Genomic DNA, 18,904 nt, shown 5'->3' on the forward strand with positions numbered 1-18,904 from the left:
CCGCCGGTTGCGGGCGAGGACGCTTACATCTGCACTTCGATCAGGCGCGGGCCAAATTCCGCATTCGCCTCGGCCAGCGCCGCATTGAACTCGTCGGCCGTGGTGACGGCGCGGCCGGGAACACCCATGCCCTTGGCCATGGCGACGAAGTCCAGCGTCGGTCGGTCGATCTTGAGCATGTCCTGGGCGCGCTGGCCGGGTTGGCCGGCCCCGACGCCGTCGAACTCGCCGCGCAGGATCTGGTAGATCCTGTTGGCGAACACCACCGTCACGACGTTGAGGTTCTCGCGCGCCTGGGTCCACAGCGACTGGATCGTGTACATCGCACTGCCATCGCCGACCAGGCACATGACCTTCCGATCCGGACAGGCGACCGCGGCGCCGGTCGCGACCGGGGTCGAGAAGCCGATCGAGCCGCCCATGTTCTGCAGCCAGTCATGCGGCTTGGCGGCTGCGGTCGGCGGGAAGAAGCCGCGCCCGGTGGTGATGGATTCATCGACGATGATCGCATTCTCCGGGATCGCATAGGCGATCGCCTGGGCGATCGTCGTGTGATTGAGCGCCCCGGTCGGCTTGATCAGCTCGGCGAGCTGCTGCGGCTTCACGTCCTGGGCCTTGGCGCCGAGATGGTCGGCGAGCGCCTCCAGCGCGGCGGCGGAATTCTCGCCCCAAGCGGTCATGCGGTGCACCTCGGTGCCCTCGGCCTTCAGCACGCTCGGCTTGTTCGGATAGGCGAAGAAGGCGACGGGATCGTTGGCCTCGACCAGCACGATGTGCTTATAGTTTTTCAGGATCGGCAGCGCCTGCTCGATGACATAGGGAATGCGGTCGATCGAGAACCGTCCCGCCCCGCGTGCCATCCGCGGATGATAGGTCTGCCCCATCACCCGGCAACCGGTCTTGCCGGCGATGCGCTGGGCGAAGGCGAGACCCTGCTCGGTCAGCGCGCCGGCGGTCATCAGCACCAGCGTCTCCGGACCGTGGGCGTGCAGGATCCTGGCCGCCTTCTCGACGGCGTCGGCCGAATAGCTCGGGCGCTGCGTCTCCGCCGGCACGTCGGCGATGCCGTCAGCGTCGTTCCAGGCGGTGTCGGCGGGCAGGATCAGGGTCGCGATCTGCGGCGGCGCACTCCGGGCGGCGGCGATCGCGGCGGCGCCGTCGGCGGCCACCGCCTTGGCGCTTGGCGACGTCCGCACCCAGTCGGACATCGGCCGCGCCAGGCCCTCGATATCGGAGGTCAGCGGCGCATTGAAGCCGATATGGTAGGTCGCGTGCTGGCCAACGATGTTGACGATGCCGGAACGTGCCTTCTTGGCATTGTGCAGATTGGCAAGACCGTTGGCCAAGCCCGGGCCGAGATGGAGCAAGGTGGAGGCCGGCGTTCCCTTCATGCGGAAATAGCCGTCGGCGGCGCCGGTGACCACGCCCTCGAACAGGCCGAGCACACAGCGCATGCCCTCGACCCGGTCGAGCGCCGCGACGAAATGCATCTCGGAGGTACCCGGATTGGTAAAGCAGACGTCAACGCCCCCCGCGACCAGGGTCCGCACCAGGCTTTCCGCACCGTTCATCATGTTCTCCCGTTGATCCCGCGCGTTGTCTTGCAAGGTGAGGCAGATCAATCATTGTTCGCCTGCGGCGTCAAAGGGCGCAGCCGCATTGCAGCCATCGCGGCCATGCCGATGCCGGGCGTCGCAGGCCGGAGCAGGCAGGACCGGGATCGCCGTGGGATTTGGGCCACGGGACCAGCACCGCCGGCCAGCCTCACGGCGCCGTGGGTTGCGAAACACGGACGTTTATGGCCTGTCTGCGATGCAATTGGATTGATCTCAGGGGATGGAAATGAAGCGGTCTATTGCTTTTGGAATTGCTGCGGTCGCGTCGCTCGCGAGCACCGCAATGGCGCGTGCGGAGTTCTTCGATTCGCGTGACGTCTTCGGCGGCGGGCCGAACTTCTTCCAGGGCGGCGTCAGCCCGATTCCACGGGAGACGGTAATGTTCCAGGGCCAGTATGCGCCCGGCACCATCGTTGTGAGCACGTCAGAGCGCCGGCTCTATCTGGTGCTGGGGAACGGCCAGGCGCTGCGCTACGGCATCGGCGTCGGCCGTGACGGGTTCCGCTGGAGCGGCGTGCATCGCATCACCGCCAAGAAGGAGTGGCCGGCCTGGACCCCGCCGGCACAGATGCTGCGCCGCCGTCCCGATCTGCCGCGTCACATGGCGGGCGGCATCGAAAACCCGCTCGGCGCCCGCGCGATGTATCTCGGCTCCACGCTGTACCGCATCCACGGCTCCAACGAGCCGGAGACGATCGGCCAGGCGGTGTCGTCGGGCTGCTTCCGCATGACCAACGAGGACGTCGCTGACCTCTATGATCGCGTGGCGGTCGGCACGACCGTGATCGTCAAGAACTGAGAGCTGGACCCACCCGATGCCGCGCCGGCGGACCGCTGATGCCGACCACGGACCCGCCCGCACCGGGCGGGCGTTCCTGCGGCTGGCGGCCGCCGCGCTGAGCCTGCTTGCGGTGACGACGATGCCGCTGCCGGCCTCGACGGCGGAGATTCCGGCGATCGCGGCCCGCCAGCGTGCCGAGAAGAAGAGCTTCACCGACGCCGAGATCACCGACGGCTTCTTCAAGACCGCGTTCGGCGCCGAATATCACCTCGCCGGACGGGTCGACCGCATCAGGAAGTACAGCACTCCGGTCCGGGTGTTTGCCGATGGCCGCCGCGCCGACCGCAAGGCACAGCTCGCCAGGGTGATCGGCGACATCGCCGCGCGCGTGCGCCATCTCGACATCGCGATGACCGAGACCGACGGCGACGCCAATGTCCGCGTCAAGCTGGTGCGCGACCGCGACCTCTACCACACGATCAGCCAGTCTTATGGCAGCGAGCGCGCGCGCGAGATCAAGAGTTCACTCGACCCGCAATGCCTCTCCGGCTTCCGCAAGAACGAGGCCTTCGAGATCGAGCATTCCGACGTCATTCTGACGGTCGACAACGGCGATTTCGTCTTTCTCGACTGCGCCTATGAGGAGCTGTTGCAGTCGCTCGGGCCGATCAACGACACCGCGAGCGTGCCCTGGACGATGTTCAATGACAACGTCTCGATGGGCTATTTCGACGTCTACGACCAGTACATCCTCAACCTCCTCTATGATCCGCGCGTCAAGGCCGGCATGACGCTCGCCGAAGTCAAGGCGGTGCTGCCGGACGTGCTCACCGACGTCCGCGTCTGGGTGAAGAAGGTCAACAATCTCCCGGAATGAGGAGCGCAGGAGTTTGGGGTGGAAGCGATCGGTTGTGAGGCCGGACAGCACCTCGATCCACCATTGTCGTCCCGGGGAAGTCCGGACTCGCGATCCGGCAGGCTGAGTGACAGCTTCTTCCAGCGCAGCGCCAACTCAGGACGGCCTGCAAATCCCCTTCAACGCGCGCCACTCCTCGGCGCTCAAGAGCGGCGGGCCGCTGGTCGGGCGGTTCTCGGCGCGCATGCGGGCCAGCCGGTCCTCACTGAGGGGATGGCTCGCCCAGAGCGACAGCGTGCCGTCCTCCTTGCCGGTGATGCGAACCATCAGTTCACCCATTGGTCGCGTCGGACGTCCGAGCTTATGCATCACCTGGATTGCGAAGCTGTCGGCGGCCTGCTCCGCCTCGCGCGAATAGGACGCGTCGATCATGGCGCGCGAGGCGAAGATCGCGGCGCCAGCGCCGGTGACGTCGCCGAACAACAGGCCGATCAGGAACGAGCTGCCGCCATTGTGGATCAGCTGCCGCAGGTTGTCGCGGTGTTTGAGATGGCCGAGCTCATGGGCCAGGACGCCGGCGACCTCGTCCGGGTCGTTCGATTTGTCCAGCAGCCCGCGAAACAGGAAGATGCGTCCGCCCGGCAGCGCGAACGCATTGGGAATCGGCGTATCCAGCACCTGCGAGGCGATGCCGTCGTCGAGGCCCGCCGGCCTGCGCAGCGCCGTGACCAGCTTGGCGAACGCCGCCTGCCCAGCCGCCTCGCTGCAGAGCTTGTCGCCGAACAGCGCCTGGATCTGCACCACGGCCGCCTCGCCGAGATGCCGCTCCATCCTCGGCGGCACCAGGGGTGTCAGCCGGTCGGCTGCAAAAGGCAGCACCACCAGAACGACCGCGACGATCGAGGCCGCGGCCGCCAACGACCAGCCGACGATGCGCGCGATGGTGCCGCGGGTGATCCTGTTCTCGTCGATGCGGCTGCAGCGCGCGCACAGCTCCGCCGCCAGCGCCGGGTCGCGGATCTCGAGGCGGGCCAGCGGTGACGCCGACAGGCAACTGACGCGCAGCGTGCCGGTTGGACCATCGACCCGGCGGATATCCTCGTAAGGCCACGACACGAAATTGTCGGGGCTCCGCAACACGAGCTGGTTGGCAAGGCCGAGGATGACGGTTTGACGGCGGTTCGACAGTCCGTCGAAATAGGTCGCGGGGCCGCTCGGCGGAGCAGCGTCCTGCGCAGCCGACGTGACGCCGACGACACCATCTGCGGGGGTGGGCTCACGATCAGAAGCCGGCGACGTCGAGCCCATCGGCAAACCCTTCGCCCAGCGCGCTGGCCAGATCGCCCTTGGCGGCGACATTGGCCATGGCCTCGATGCCATACACCCGAACCGAGTCCAGCGCGACCGCCCACATGTCGCGCACCAGATACAGCCGCATCACGACGTTGACCGCCAGGATCAGCGCGATGTAGCCAGGCACCATCGCGACCACGAGGAGCATCTGAGTGGCCAGCGCCTGGGCCTGCGGCAGACCGTCTTTTCCCAGCCCGAGCAGGCTCATGCCGAGCGCAATCACGGCGCCCAGATAGATCACGTAGACGAGCGACAGCAGGATGAACCAGCCGATCACCTTCCAATAGAGGCCGTGGAACGCATTCACGGGAAGGCTCGATTCCAGGCGCACGCCGCCGAACCGGATGCCCGACAGCCACCAGCGCCACTCGACGGCCTTGAACTGCGCATAGACGAAGGGCAACAGCGGAAACAGCAGGATTGCGAATGGCGCAATCAGCCACAGATACCAGGCTTGCTTGAAGAACTCCCAGCCGCGGCCTTCAAAATCACCGCGCAGATCGCCGTAATGCGAATGCCGCATCTTGTAGCGTTCGAGCGCAGCCGCCCGCCACGGCCACGCCAGTCCGAGCGTCAGCACGGCCAGCAGCGTCCACAGCATCGCGCGCCCGGCATAGGCCCAGCCCGAGCCATCCATCCAGAACCGCACGCCGCGCCACACCGTGCGCGTCAGGCGGTAGCGACGCGCGCGATAGATCGCGAACTGGCCGAACGCGTAGAACGAGATCAGCAGCGGAATGCTGGCGAAGCCCTCGTAACGCTCGGCCTCCACAGTGACGAGAAAGTAGGCAAGGTAGATCGGGACCAGGATGGCCATCGCGAACAGGAAGCCGATCAGGAGCTCCTTGCCGCGACCGGTATATTCGGCGGAATCGCCGTCGACCGATGTGTTGACCCACAGGTGCCGGCGAATGTCGGTGGCCAGCCAGAACCGGTAGAACCCGAGCGTAATCAGTTCGATGGCCGCACCGCGGCTGACCAGTCGAAAGAACTCGCTGCGCGCGCCGGAGAAAGTGACAGAGAGCGGCGGAAGCGGCGGAGGCTGCTGCGGAACGAAACTCATCTGGTTCACGGCTCACGACTCCGACACACGCAACGACATGCAAAATACCTCGGAGATTCGTCGCCGCGGCGAATCCGAGGTTCGAGGTTGGTGACGCATTTTGTACGCAAGTCGGCCGGAAAAAAACACCGGCCGGGGCGACACGCGAATAAATATCTGCAGCCCAGCCGATGGGCGAGCGCAGGCATCCGCCTGCGTCGCCGATACGGCGGCGGCTTATGACGTCTTGTCGAACAATTCCCGCCCGATCAGCATGCGGCGGATCTCGCTGGTGCCGGCGCCGATCTCGTACAGCTTGGCATCCCGCAGCAGCCGACCAGTCGGATAGTCGTTGATATAGCCGTTGCCGCCCAGCAGCTGGATCGCGTCCAGCGCGCACTGCGTCGCCTTCTCCGCGGCAAACAGAATGGCGCCGGCGGCATCCTCGCGCGTGGTTTCGCCGCGATCACAGGCCTTGGCAACCGCATAGACATAGGCGCGCGCGGCATTCATCGTCGTATACATGTCGGCGACCTTGCCCTGGACCAGTTGGAAGGTGCCGATCGGCTGGCCGAACTGCTTGCGCTCATGCACGTAGGGCAGGACCACGTCCATGCAGGCCTGCATGATGCCGAGGGGACCTGCCGCCAGCACCGCGCGCTCGTAGTCAAGCCCTGACATCAGCACGTTGACGCCGCGGCCGACCTGCCCCAGCACGTTCTCCTCCGGCACTTCGCAGTCCTCGAACACGAGCTCGCAAGTATCCGAGCCGCGCATGCCGAGCTTGTCGAGCTTCTGCGCCGTGGAGAACCCCTTCATGCCCTTCTCGATGATGAAGGCGGTGATGCCGCGCGGTCCACCTTGCGGATCGGTCTTGGCATAGACCACCAGCGTCTCCGCCACGGGACCGTTGGTGATCCACATCTTGCTGCCGTTGAGCACGAAGCGGTCGCCGCGCTTGTCGGCGCGGGTCTTCATCGACACCACATCGGAGCCGGCCTGCGGCTCCGACATCGCCAGCGAGCCGACATGCTCGCCGGAGATCAGCTTGGGCAGATATTTGCGCTTCTGCGCTTCGTTGCCGTTGCGGCGGATCTGGTTGACGCAGAGATTCGAGTGGGCGCCGTAGGACAGGCCGACCGACGCCGAGGCGCGCGAGATCTCCTCCATGGCGATGCAGTGCTCGAGATAGCCCAGGCCGGCACCACCATACTCCTCCTCGACCGTGATGCCGTGCAGCCCGAGTTCGCCGATCTTGGGCCAGAGGTCACGCGGAAACTGGTTGGAGCGGTCGATCTCGGCCGCGCGCGGGGCGATTTCGTTTTGCGAAAAACCGGCCACCGTGTCGCGGATCGCATCGGCGGTCTCGCCGAGGTCGAAATTGAACATGCGTTGCGCGTTGGCGATCATGACGGCGGCCTCCTGCTCATCTTCTGCTTTGCAACAAATCGGCGTAGCCATATTCCGTGACGTGGCGCTTGTCACGCCCGGCGTCCAGGAAACAGCAGCGCCGCAGCGCAAGATCCCTCCTTGGGGCCTCCGTCAAACTCCCCGCTTGCCCAGCGCGCCCGGGCAGGATGTAATCGCGCCCAATATCGTCGGACATCAAGAATCCGGCCAGGAGGAGACATCCATGCTCGGGACGACCATTACGGCCGACATCCGAAGGCCTGTCGCGACAGGCGAGCGCGCCATCGACGAAGCCAGTCGCCGCGCCGCGTCGCTGCCGCTCGACGCGTTCGATCCCGGCAATCCCGAGCTGTTCCGCAGCGACACGCACTGGCCCTATTTCGACCGGCTGCGCCGCGAAGATCCCGTGCATTACTGCAGGGACTCGATGTTCGGTCCGTATTGGTCGATTACCCGCTACGACGACATCATGGAGATCGAGACCAATCACGCCGTGTTCTCGTCGGCCTCGGCGCTGGGCGGCATCACCATCCGCGACATCGATCCGGAGCTGCGCCGCGAGAGCTTCATCGCGATGGACCCGCCGCGCCACGCCGCCCAGCGCAAGACGGTGGCGCCGATGTTCACGCCGACGCATCTCGACGAGCTCGCGATCAACATCCGCAAGCGCTCCGCCGAGTGCCTGGACAATCTGCCCCGCGGCGAAGTGTTCGACTGGGTCGATCGCGTGTCGATCGAGCTGACCACGCAGATGCTGGCGGTGCTGTTCGACTTCCCCTGGGAGGATCGCCGCAAGCTGACGCGCTGGTCGGACATCACGACCACGATCCCCGGACCGGACGGGCTGGTCGCCACCGAGGACGAGCGCCAGGCCGAACTGATGGAGTGCGCCCGCTATTTCGCACGGCTCTGGCAGGAGCGGCAGAACCAGCCGCCGAAGAGTGACCTGTTGTCCATGATGGCGCATAGCGACGCGACGCGGAACATGGACCCGAAGAATTTCCTCGGCAATCTCGTATTGCTGATCGTCGGCGGCAACGACACCACGCGCAACACCATGTCCGGCAGCATCTATGCGCTCAGCCAGAATCCCGATCAGTACCGCAAGCTGAAGGACAACCCGGCCCTCATCGACAGCTTCGTGCCCGAAGTGATCCGCTGGCAGACCCCGCTGGCCCATATGCGCCGCACGGCGCTCGAAGACATCGAGTTCCGCGGCAAGCAGATCAAAAAGGGCGACAAGGTGGTGATGTGGTACGTCTCGGGCAACCGCGACGAGACCGCCATCGCGCGTCCCTACGACTTCATCATCGATCGCGCCCGTCCGCGGCAGCATCTGTCATTCGGCTTCGGCATCCACCGCTGCGTCGGGCTGCGGCTTGCCGAGCTGCAGCTCAAGATCATCTGGGAAGAGATCCTGAAGCGCTTCGATCATATCGACGTGATGGACGAACCCAAGCGGGTCTATTCCAGCTTCGTCAAGGGATACGAGACATTGCCGGTCAGGATTGCGGCCTAGAGTCAACTCGACGATTTGAAACGATGACGATCCACCGATCTCCGTCATGATGAGGAGCCGAAGGTGACGACGTGTCCGTCATAGCCCAGCGGGCGACGGCGGACGCAATCCGGACCTGTTTCCGGCCCCGGACTGCTTCCGCGTCGCTCGCAATGCCGGACGGCAGGCCATACCTGATCCATTGTTAGGGTTTGGAGCATTTCTCCAGAAAAGGACCACCCCATGACCGCCCAGGCCGCGCTTCGTTCCGACCATGCCGATCTGCTGCGCCAGGCGCGGCTGGAGGCCTATTCGACGCCGATCGAGGACTTCCATCCCGGAGCACCGCGCCTGTTCCAAAGCGACACGATCTGGCCGTGGTTCGAGCGGCTGCGCAAGGAAGCGCCAGTGCATTACTGCACCAAGGCGCCGATCGAGCCGTATTGGTCCGTCACGCGCTACCACGACATCATGCATGTCGACACCAACCATGCGATCTTCTCCTCCGATGTCAGCAATGGCGGCATCATGATTCGCGACGTGCCGCCCGGCTATGAATGGCCGAGCTTCATCGCGATGGACGAGCCCCGCCATGGCGAGCAGCGCAAGACGGTGTCGCCGATGTTCACGCCGGATCATCTCGACGAGATGGCGGTGCTGATCCGGCAGCGCTCGGCCAAGGTGCTGGATTCGCTGCCGCGCAACGAGACCTTCAACTGGGTCGAGAAGGTCTCGATCGAATTGACGACGCAGATGCTCGCGACCCTGTTCGACTTCCCGTTCGAGGAGCGGCGCAGGCTGACGCGCTGGTCCGACGTGTCCACCGCGCTGCCCAAGAGCGGCATCGTGTCGTCGGAGGACGAGCGCCGCCGCGAGCTCGCCGACTGCGCCGAAACCTTCGGCCGGATGTGGAAGGAGCGCCAGGCCAATCCCGGCCGCGACCTGATCTCGATGATGGCGCACAGCGAGGCGACACGGCACATGACGCCGGACAATCTGATGGGCAACCTGATCCTGCTCATCGTCGGCGGCAACGACACCACGCGCAACACCATGACCGCCTCGGTGCTGGCGCTGAACGAGAACCCGGCCGAGTATCAGAAGCTGCGCGACAATCCGGCTTTGATCGACACCATGGTGCCCGAGGTGATCCGCTGGCAGACGCCGCTGGCGCATATGCGGCGCACAGCGCTGGTCGATACCGAGCTCGGCGGCCAGAAGATCAGGAAGGGCGACCGCGTCGTGATGTGGTACGTCTCGGGCAACCGCGACGAGGAGGTGATCGAGACTCCCGACGCCTTCATCATCGACCGCAAACGGCCGCGCATCCACCTCTCCTTCGGCTTCGGCATCCACCGCTGCGTCGGCATGCGGCTGGCCGAACTGCAGCTGCGCATCGTCTGGCAGGAGATCCTGAAGCGCTTCGACCGTATCGAGGTCGTCGGCGAGCCGAAGCGGGTCTATTCCAGCTTCGTCCGCGGCTATGAGTCGCTGCCGGTGCGCATCCCGGGGTGAGCGCTTCCGAGCCTCACCCTGATGAGCCCGCCCGGAGGCGGGCGTCTCGAAGGGCGAGGCCGGGACAGCGGCCTCATGGGTCGAGACGCGCCGCCAGCAAGACTGTTTGTGTTGGCCCGCCTCTCGCGCGGCACTCCTCACCATGAGGTTTGGAGTTCCGCCTGTTGGGCGGCGGCGCCACTCATGGTGAGGAGCCGCGCAGCGGCGTCTCGAACCATGAGACCGCCAACTCCCTATAAGAATCCGGCATGGCCGGGTGAACCAAATTCAATGGGCCCCGGTCGCCATTTCTGGCTAAATCATCCGCTGCACCATCGGTGCGCATGAACCGCAGGACGCCATGGCCGCTTCCGACACGCCGACGACAGGTCCCGACTGGCCGCTCGCCATCTACGAGGCGCTAAAGGCGGCCGATGTCCGGCAGCTCTGCTACGTGCCCGATGCCGGCCATTCCCGCCTCATTCGCCTGGCGCATGACGATCCCGCGATCGCCACCACTGTCCTGACCACCGAGGAGGAAGGCGTGGCGCTCTCCGCCGGCGCCTGGCTCGGCGGCCAGCGCGCGGTGCTCCTGATGCAGTCGAGCGGCGTCGGCAATTGCGTCAACATGCTGTCGCTGCTTTCGAGCTGCCGGTTCCCGTTCCTCACTTTCGTGACCATGCGCGGCGAATGGGCCGAGTTCAATCCGTGGCAGGTGGCGATGGGCAAGGCGACGCCGGCTGCCTTCGACATCATGGGCGTCACCGTGTTCCGGCTGGAGCGGCCTGACGACGCCGGCGAGATGGCGGCCGCAGCCGCAAGACTCGCCTTCGACAGCAATCAGGCCATCGCCGTGCTGATCTCCCAGCGCATGATCGGCGCCAAGAAGTGGACGGAGGGCAAGTGATGAACACAGCGCTCGACCGTCGCGCCGCCGTGCAGGCGCTGCTGCAGGACCGCGGCGACCTGCTGGTGATCAGCGGCCTCGGCTCGTCCTCCTACGACGTGTTTGCGGCCGGCGATCATCCGGCGAACTTCTATCTCTGGGGCGCGATGGGCGGCGCGGCCATGATGGGACTCGGCCTCGCGCTGGCGCAACCGTCGCGGCCGGTGGCCGTCATCACCGGCGACGGCGAACAGTTGATGGGGCTCGGCGGCCTTGCGACCGCGGCGGCGAAGAAGCCCAGCAATCTGTCGATCATCGTGCTCGACAATGCGCATTTCGGCGAGACCGGCATGCAGATGAGCCATTCCGGGCTCGGCGCGAGGCTGGAGCTGATCGCCTCGGGCGCGGGCTTTCCCTCCGTGAGCACGATCGCCGATCAGGTTGCGCTCGATGCCTTCCGGCCGAAGCTGCACGACCGCGCAGGTCCGCATTTTGCGCGCGTCGTCATTTCCACCGATCACGTCGACCGCGCCCTTCCGCCGCGCGATGGCGTGTTTTTGAAGAACCGCTTCCGCGGCCATCTCGGCTATCCGGTCAGCTAGACCATGGTTGCCACGCACCTTTCATGTGTCGCAGCAGGCAAGGCTGACCAGCCGCAACGCTGGCATTCCAAGCTTGCCAAGCACCGCACGCTTCGTCATAGGCTATCATCAACACATAGAGGGAGACCGCGGGACGTGTGATCACGGCCCGCGGAGCAAGGAATGACAGAACAGCATCAGCACGACGACTACGCAGACATCCGCGACGCGGTGGCGAAACTCTGCGCCCAGTTCCCCGGCGAATATTGGCGCAAGCTGGATCGCGAGATGGCCTATCCGTCGGCGTTCGTCGATGCGTTGACGCAGGCCGGCTATCTCTCCGTGCTGATCCCCGAGGAATATGGCGGCGCCGGCCTCAAGCTGTCGGCTGCGGCCGCGATCCTGGAGGAGATCCAGCGCGCCGGCTGCAATGGCGGCGGCTGCCACGCCCAGATGTACACGATGGGAACCGTGCTGCGGCACGGCTCGGCCGAGCAGAAAGCCAAATGGCTGCCGAAGGTCGCGAGCGGCGAATTGCGGCTGCAGGCGTTCGGCGTCACCGAGCCGACCTCGGGCACCGACACCTCGTCGTTGAAGACCTTCGCCAAGCGCGACGGCGATAGCTACATCGTCAACGGCCAGAAGATCTGGACCAGCCGAGCCGAATATTCCGACCTGATGATCCTGCTCGCGCGCACCACGCCGAAGGACCAGGCGCAGAAGCGCACCGACGGACTCTCCGTCTTCATCGTCGACATGCGCGAGGCCAAAAAGGCCGGGCTCACCATCCGCCCGATCCGGACGATGATGAACCACGCCACGACGGAGGTGTTCTTCACCGACATGCGGGTGCCGGCGGAGAATTTGATCGGCGAGGAAGGCAAGGGCTTCCGCTACATCCTCTCCGGCATGAACGCCGAGCGCATCCTGATCGCCGCCGAATGCGTCGGCGATGCGAAATGGTTCATCGCCAAGGCGACCAACTACGCCAAGGAGCGCGTCGTGTTCGGCCGTCCGATCGGCCAGAATCAAGGCATCCAGTTTCCGATCGCCAAGGCCTATGCGTCGATGCGCGCGGCCGAGCTGATGGTCAAGGAAGCCACCCGCAAATACGAGGCTGGGCAGGATTGCGGCGCCGAGGCCAACATGGCCAAGATGCTCGCGGCGGACGCGTCGTTCGAGGCGGCCAACGCCTGCATCCAGACCCATGGCGGCTTCGGCTTCGCCGAGGAGTATGACGTCGAGCGCAAGTTCCGCGAAACGCGGCTGTATCAGGTGGCGCCGATCTCGACCAACCTCATCCTGTCCTACGTCGCCGAGCACGTGCTCGGCATGCCCAGGTCTTACTGAGGTCCTGCGATGCTGCCGCTTGAAGGGATCACTGTCGTCGCCGTCGAGCAGGCGGTGGCCGCGCCGTTCTGCTCGTCGCGCCTGGCGGATGCCGGCGCTCATGTCATCAAGATCGAACGGCCCGAAGGCGATTTCGCCCGCGGCTATGACGCCGCGGCGAAGGGGCAGAGCAGCTACTTCGTCTGGCTCAACCGCGGCAAGGATTCGCTGGTCGTCGATCTCGCCAAGCCGGACGGCCGCGCCGAGCTGGAGAGGCTGATCGCAAGCGCCGACGTGCTGCTGCAGAACCTCAAGCCCGGCTCGATGGACAGAATGGGCTTTGCCCGCGAGCGGCTGCGCAAGGACTATCCGAAGCTGATCTGCTGCACCATCACCGGCTATGGCGACTCGGGTCCTTATGCCGATCGCAAGGCCTATGATCTCCTGATCCAGGCCGAGAGCGGTCTGGCCTCGATCACCGGCGGCCCGGACGGTCCGTCGCGGGTCGGCATGTCCATCGTCGATGTCGCCACCGGCGCGACGGCGCATGCCGCGATCCTGGAGGCGCTGATCAAGCGCGGGCGCACCGGCGAAGGCGCCGACATCCGGATCTCGATGTTCGACGTGATGGCCGACTGGCTGACAGTGCCGCTGCTGAACGCCGAAGCCGGCAATGCGCCGAAGCGTATCGGCCTCGCCCATCCCTCGATCGCGCCCTATGGCGTGTTCACCTCGAAGGACGGCAAGGACATCCTGATCTCGATCCAGAGCGAGCGCGAGTGGAAGACGTTGTGCGCCAAGGTGCTGGATCAGCCCGGCCTGCCCGACGATCCGCGCTTCGCCGACATGGTCGCGCGCGTGCGCAACCGCGCGCTGACGGATGGCATCGTGGCGGAGCGCTTCGCAGCGCTGACGCGGGCCGAGCTGCTGGCCAAGCTCGCCGCTGCCGACATCGCCTTTGCCGAGGTCAACAGCATGGCGGACCTCGCAATGCATCCGCATCTGCGCCGGATCGAAGTCAATACGCCGAACGGCGTCGTCTCCTATCCGGCGCCCGCGGCGATCGTCGTCGGCGACGACAGGCATTATGGCGCCGTGCCAGGGATCGGCGAGGCGGCCTCGCCGCATCAGCGAAAGGGATGATCATGACGGATGAGCTCGATCTCGATCACCTCCGGCAATGGGTCGGCCGCAGCGCCGAGGCAACCGACATCGTCACCGCGCAACTGACCAAGGGGCTGCGCGCCACGCTGTTCCAGGATATCGGCGAGCCGCAAACCGGCGACATCGCGCCGTACACAGTGCATTGGTGCCTGGGCCAGCCGGTGTTCCCGCATGATCAGCTCGGGCCCGACGGCCACCCGACCCGCGGCGGCTTCCTGCCGCCGGTGCCGCTGCCGCGGCGGATGTGGGCCGGCGGCGAGGTGCAGTTCATCGATCCGCTGCGCGTCGGCGACGTCGCCACGCGGGTCTCGACGATCACGGATGTCAGCCTGAAGAGCGGCTCGACCGGCCAGCTCTGCTTCGTGGCCGTCGAGCATGTCGTCTCGACGCCGCGCGGCACAGCAATCCGCGAGCGCCAGGACATCGTCTATCGCGACATGGGCGGCGCGCAGCCTGCGTCGCCCAAGGCGCCCCCGCCGCCGGTGGCGCAGCACAGCGAGAGCCACGTCTCCGATCCCGTGCTGCTGTTCCGCTACTCGGCGCTGACCTTCAACGGCCATCGGATCCACTATGACCGCGACTACGTCACCAAGGTCGAGGGCTATCCGGGGCTGATCTTCCACGGCCCGCTGCAGGCCGCGCTGCTGGTCGAGTTCGCCGCCGGGCTGAAGCGCAAGCCGCCGGCCAAGTTCGCCTATCGCGGCGTGCAGCCGCTGTTCGAGGGCAGCGAGTTCTCCGTCAACGCCAACGACAGGGATGGCGGTCTGGAGCTGTGGATCGCCAACGCCGAGCGGCAGCCGACGATGAAGGGCACGGCGGTGTGGTGAAACAGTCTATCGTCATTGCGAGCGAAGCGAAGCAATCCAGAGTTCCGCGACGACTCTGGATTGCTTCGTCGCTTCGCTCCTCGCAATGACGGCATGTGAGGAAACGCCTTTGGCCAAGACAACAAAAACAACGACNATGTGAGGAAACGCCTTTGGCCAAGACAACAAAAACAACGACCAAGCCCGTCACCGTCAAGCAGGCGACATTCGAGCTGCTGCGTGCCTTCGGCATCAAGAAAGTCTTCGGCAATCCCGGCTCGACCGAGCTGCCGTTCCTCAGCGACTGGCCCGATGACATCGACTACGTGCTCGGCCTGCAGGAGGCTTCCGTCGTCGGCATGGCCGACGGCTATGCGCAGGCGACGCGCAATGCCGGCTTCGTCAATCTGCATTCGGCCGCCGGCGTCGGCAATGCGCTCGGCAACATCTACACCGCGCATCGCAACCAGACGCCGCTGGTGATCACCGCCGGCCAGCAGGCGCGCGCGATCCTGCCGCTGCAGGCGTTCCTCTATGCCGAGCGCGCCAGCGAATTTCCGCGCCCTTACGTCAAATACAGCGTCGAGCCGGCGCGCCCCGAGGACGTGCCGGGCGCGATCGCGCGCGCCTACTACACTGCGATGCAGCCGCCCTGCGGACCGACCTTCGTCTCGATCCCGATCGACGACTGGATGCATCCGGCACAGCCGGTCTCGGCGCGCAAGGTCAGCCGCGAACTCGGCCCTGACCGCGCCGCAATGGACGAGCTGGTCGCCGCCCTGACAGCGGCGAGGAACCCGGCGCTCGTCGTCGGTCCCGGCGTCGACCGCGCCGGCTGCGTCACGCTGATGGTGCAGCTCGCCGAGAGGGCGAAAGCCGGCGTCTGGGTGAGCCCGTTCTCGGCGCGCTGCTCGTTCCCCGAGCGGCATCCGCTGTTCCAGGGCTTCCTGCACGCCTCGCCCGGGCAATTGTCGGACGCGCTCAAGCCGCATGACCTCGTGCTCGTGATCGGCGCGCCGGTCTTCACCTTCCATGTCGAGGGCCATGCCGCGATCTTCGACGGCGCCACGGCGATCTATCAGATCACCGACGACGCCGACGGCGCGGCGGTGCCGCCGATCAGCACCAGCATCATCGCGACGATGCGGCCGGCGCTGTTGCTGCTGCTCGAGCTCCTGCCCGAGACCAAGCGCGCCGCGCCGCAGGCCCGCGTGCTGCCCGAGGCCCCCAAGCCATCCGATCCGATCCCGGTCGACTACCTGCTGCATACGCTGGGGCAGGCGCTGCCCGCCGGCGCCGCACTGGTCGAGGAGATCCCCTCGCACCGGCCGCTGATGCACAAATTCATGCCGATGCCCGGCGCGGATTCGTTCTACACGATGTCGAGCGGCGGCCTCGGCTACAGCCTGCCGGCGGCGGTCGGCATGGCGCTTGGGCGGCCGAAGGACCGCATTGTCTGCCTGATCGGCGACGGCTCGGCGATGTACTCGCTGCAGGCGCTATGGACCGCGGCACAGCGCCGGCTGCCAATGACTGTGGTCGTGATCAACAATTCCGGTTACGGCGCGATGCGCTCGTTCAGCCAAGTCATGCAGGTGCGCAACGTCCCCGGGCTTGAATTGCCGGGGCTCGATTTCGTCAAGCTCGCCGAGGGCATGGGCTGCGACGCGGTCCGCGTCAGCCGTTCGGCGGAGCTTCCGGCCGCCCTCGCGCGCGGCCTCGCCCATGACGGCCCCAGCCTCGTCGAGGTGATGGTGGATTCCGCCGTCCCGCTGCTCTACGCGCAGAAGAGCTGACACGCGGTTCGAACAGCGGACAAAGAGTCAAGATATCGACCTTGCGACAATTCGCCTCAACGCGGATGTCGGCAGCGTGATCTGCCGCCGAATGCGCATGATCGGGCCGCAACCGTGACGCTCGCTGTCGTCCGACAAGCGATTGTTTCGAAAGCTTTCTGACGCGCTGCGCCATCTCGCCGCAGCGCCGCTGCCGCAAAGGCCGCGAAATCCTGCCGTCAGCTGGCAGACAGCCGCCATGTTGGTTGCAAGGTCCGACCATTCTGCAAACCAAAATCATTACCAAAAGGTTCCGTCATCTGATCCAGCGTACCAATGGAGTTGAGCTGATGATGGATAAGAACATTCAAACCGCATCATCGAGGAAAGACCTCTATCGGCACGTCAGCGTGCTGGCTCTCATGGCCGCCTTGGCCGTGACCACGCTGCCGCGTGACGCCAACGCCCAGGCGGCGATGACGACCGCGCTCGCGACCTCGGCCACGACGAAGGCGGCGCAGGACGCGGCTGCGAAGGCCGCGCAGGACGCAGCCGCCAAGGCCGCAGCCGCAGCCGCCGCGAAGGCGGCCCAGGATGCCGCCGCCAAATCTGCGGCCGCTGCCGCGGCCAAGGCGGCGCAGGATGCCGCCGCAAAGCAGGCCGCGAAGGCTGCAGCCGACGCTGCGGCCAAGGCCGCCGCAAACGCGGCTGCAAAGGCGGCGACCAATGCCGCAGCCAGTGCAGCCAGCAAGGCCGCGACCACCGCCGCCACGGCGGCGACGGCCGCGAACGCGGCCAAGACAACGGTCGCAGTTGCCACCACAGGCACCGCCGGCACCACGAACACCACGACGGTGACCGCCAAGAACGGCGCCGCGACCGCAACGGCGACAGCAACCGGCAACGGCACAGGCACCGGCTTCGGCACCTCCACAGCCGCCGCAAAGCCCGCAGCCGCCACGACGGCCACGGCGACGACTGGAACGGCGACGAAGGGCGCTGCGACGACCGGCACAGCGGCAGCCACCACCACGAAGACGGCAGCCGCGACCACCACGAGCACGACGGCTGCGGCGGCCAAGCCGGCAACGACCTCGTCAACGACAACCACGACAGTCGCCGTCGCGAAGACGACCGCCGCCCCCGCGGCGGCCGCGGCAACCCCCGCCAAGGCCGCAGCCGCAACGAGCAGCAACGACGCGGTCGCCAAGGCCAACGCCGCAGCGCAAGCTGCTGCGCAGACCGCAGCCACCGCCGAAGCTCAAGTCGCCGCCGACCGCAAGGCGATCGACGTCGCACGCCAGGCCGAGCAAAATGCGCGCGGTGCGGCGATCGAAGCGCAGGAGCAGGCGGAGAAAAATCCGACTGCAGCCAACCAGGCTGCTGCCACCGCAGCTGCCGCGAAGCTGACGGCGGCCTCGTCGACGCTGCAGGCCGCCTTCCAGAAGCTCGACAAGGATATCGACGTCTCCAACGAGGCCAAGGAGGCCGCGAACGCCGCCAAGGATACGGCGCGCGAGACCGCCGAAGCGGCCGGCAAGGCCGCCCAGCAGGCCGGCCAGGCTGCAGGCAACGCCAACAATGGCGGCGCTGCGGCCAACAATGGCGGAGCCGCTGCCAACAACGGCGGAGCCGCGGCCAATAACGGCAACGGCAAGGCCAACAACAACAACCAGCAGAACCAGGAGGCCAAGGAAGCCGCCGAGCAGGCCGCGCTGCAGGCTGCACTCAAGACTGGCGAGCAGGCCCGCGCGGTGGCGCAGCAGAAGACCCAGGCCGCGCAGGCCGCCGCGACCCAGAACCAGAAGACGGTCGAGGCCGCGCTGAACCAGAAGATCGGCGCGCTCGATGCGGCGGTCGAGGCGGCCGAGCAGAAAGTGAATGCGGACCGGCAGGCGCTGGAGCAGGCGCGGCAGGCTGCGCAGCAGGCCAAGCAGGATGCGCAGGAGGCAGCCGAGCAGGTTGAACGCGCCAACAACGCCGCCAACCAGGCCGCGCTGGCAGCTGCGAACGCCAAGGCGCAGACCACCGCGAACGCCTTCAACCAGGCCAACGCGACCCTGAACGCTGACAATCAAGCCCTGACCCAGGCGCGCGAAAGCGGCGAGCAGCAGGAGCAGGCGCTGCGGGCGGCAGCCCAGCAGCAGATCCAGGCCGGCTACACCGCTGCGCAGCAGGCGACCCAGGCCGCCTGGGCCGAGGCGCAGCAGATCGGCAACGCCGCGCTTGCCGCGCTCGAGCAATAAGGCCACTGCGCTCCGCGCCGCCTGCCCGGCGGCGCGGACCAGATAAACGACAACAAGGCCGCAACCA

At 66.3% G+C, this 18,904-nt stretch carries 15 protein-coding genes; 11 read left to right on the forward strand and 4 right to left on the reverse strand.

What is annotated here, in order from left to right:
* Positions 1-23 precede the first annotated feature (23 nt).
* Positions 24-1,571, reverse strand: a complete 1,548-nt coding sequence (locus HL671_RS28340; protein ID WP_172240837.1) for an acetolactate synthase large subunit — start codon at positions 1,569-1,571, stop codon at positions 24-26.
* 271 nt (positions 1,572-1,842) lie between these two features.
* On the opposite strand from HL671_RS28340, the gene HL671_RS28345 reads away from it, so the two are divergent.
* A complete protein-coding gene (locus HL671_RS28345; RefSeq protein WP_012046493.1) occupies positions 1,843-2,415 on the forward strand; it encodes a L,D-transpeptidase in 573 nt (190 codons plus the stop codon).
* A 121-nt stretch (positions 2,416-2,536) separates the two neighbouring features.
* Positions 2,537-3,274 (forward strand): DUF2927 domain-containing protein, encoded by a 738-nt coding sequence (locus tag HL671_RS28350; protein ID WP_083780801.1) that lies wholly within the window; start codon positions 2,537-2,539, stop codon positions 3,272-3,274.
* A gap of 135 nt (positions 3,275-3,409) precedes the next feature.
* On the opposite strand, the gene HL671_RS28355 is transcribed toward HL671_RS28350, so the two are convergent.
* The 3 genes from HL671_RS28355 to HL671_RS28365 form a co-directional block, all read right to left on the reverse strand.
* Positions 3,410-4,561, reverse strand: coding sequence for a M48 family metallopeptidase (locus tag HL671_RS28355; RefSeq protein ID WP_172240840.1), 1,152 nt, complete (start codon positions 4,559-4,561; stop codon positions 3,410-3,412).
* Positions 4,536-5,669, reverse strand: a complete 1,134-nt coding sequence (locus tag HL671_RS28360; protein ID WP_172240970.1) for a DUF898 family protein — start codon at positions 5,667-5,669, stop codon at positions 4,536-4,538. The genes HL671_RS28355 and HL671_RS28360 overlap by 26 nt, the downstream gene beginning before the upstream one ends.
* 216 nt (positions 5,670-5,885) lie before the next feature.
* Positions 5,886-7,058 (reverse strand): isovaleryl-CoA dehydrogenase, encoded by a 1,173-nt coding sequence (locus HL671_RS28365; RefSeq protein ID WP_012046497.1) that lies wholly within the window; start codon positions 7,056-7,058, stop codon positions 5,886-5,888.
* 223 nt (positions 7,059-7,281) lie between these two features.
* Between HL671_RS28365 and HL671_RS28370 the strand changes: the two genes are divergently transcribed.
* From HL671_RS28370 to HL671_RS28410, 9 genes are all read left to right on the forward strand, one after another.
* Entirely contained in the window at positions 7,282-8,577 is a 1,296-nt protein-coding gene (locus HL671_RS28370) for a cytochrome P450 (protein WP_012046498.1), read from the forward strand.
* A gap of 222 nt (positions 8,578-8,799) precedes the next feature.
* Complete coding sequence (locus tag HL671_RS28375; RefSeq protein ID WP_172240843.1) at positions 8,800-10,071, forward strand: cytochrome P450; 1,272 nt, start codon at positions 8,800-8,802, stop codon at positions 10,069-10,071.
* Positions 10,072-10,411: 340 nt separating this feature from the next.
* Positions 10,412-10,957 (forward strand): thiamine pyrophosphate-binding protein, encoded by a 546-nt coding sequence (locus HL671_RS28380; protein ID WP_172240846.1) that lies wholly within the window; start codon positions 10,412-10,414, stop codon positions 10,955-10,957.
* Positions 10,957-11,538, forward strand: a complete 582-nt coding sequence (locus tag HL671_RS28385) for a thiamine pyrophosphate-dependent enzyme (RefSeq protein ID WP_172240849.1) — start codon at positions 10,957-10,959, stop codon at positions 11,536-11,538. Before HL671_RS28380 ends, HL671_RS28385 begins: the two co-directional genes overlap by 1 nt.
* A gap of 162 nt (positions 11,539-11,700) precedes the next feature.
* A complete protein-coding gene (locus tag HL671_RS28390; protein WP_012046502.1) occupies positions 11,701-12,867 on the forward strand; it encodes an acyl-CoA dehydrogenase family protein in 1,167 nt (388 codons plus the stop codon).
* Between the two features lie 9 nt (positions 12,868-12,876).
* Positions 12,877-13,989: a CaiB/BaiF CoA transferase family protein gene (locus HL671_RS28395; RefSeq protein ID WP_012046503.1), complete on the forward strand. Its 1,113-nt coding sequence runs from the start codon at positions 12,877-12,879 to the stop codon at positions 13,987-13,989.
* Positions 13,990-13,991: 2 nt separating this feature from the next.
* Positions 13,992-14,837, forward strand: coding sequence for an HTD2 family dehydratase (locus HL671_RS28400; protein WP_085972736.1), 846 nt, complete (start codon positions 13,992-13,994; stop codon positions 14,835-14,837).
* A 152-nt stretch (positions 14,838-14,989) separates the two neighbouring features.
* Entirely contained in the window at positions 14,990-16,612 is a 1,623-nt protein-coding gene (gene mdlC, locus HL671_RS28405; protein WP_172240852.1) for a benzoylformate decarboxylase, read from the forward strand.
* A 329-nt stretch (positions 16,613-16,941) separates the two neighbouring features.
* Entirely contained in the window at positions 16,942-18,837 is a 1,896-nt protein-coding gene (locus HL671_RS28410; protein ID WP_172240855.1) for a hypothetical protein, read from the forward strand.
* The last annotated feature ends 67 nt before the right edge of the window (positions 18,838-18,904 follow it).

It is taken from the genome of Bradyrhizobium denitrificans (assembly GCF_013179005.1).
In the GTDB taxonomy this organism is placed as follows: Bacteria; Pseudomonadota; Alphaproteobacteria; order Rhizobiales; family Xanthobacteraceae; genus Bradyrhizobium; species Bradyrhizobium denitrificans.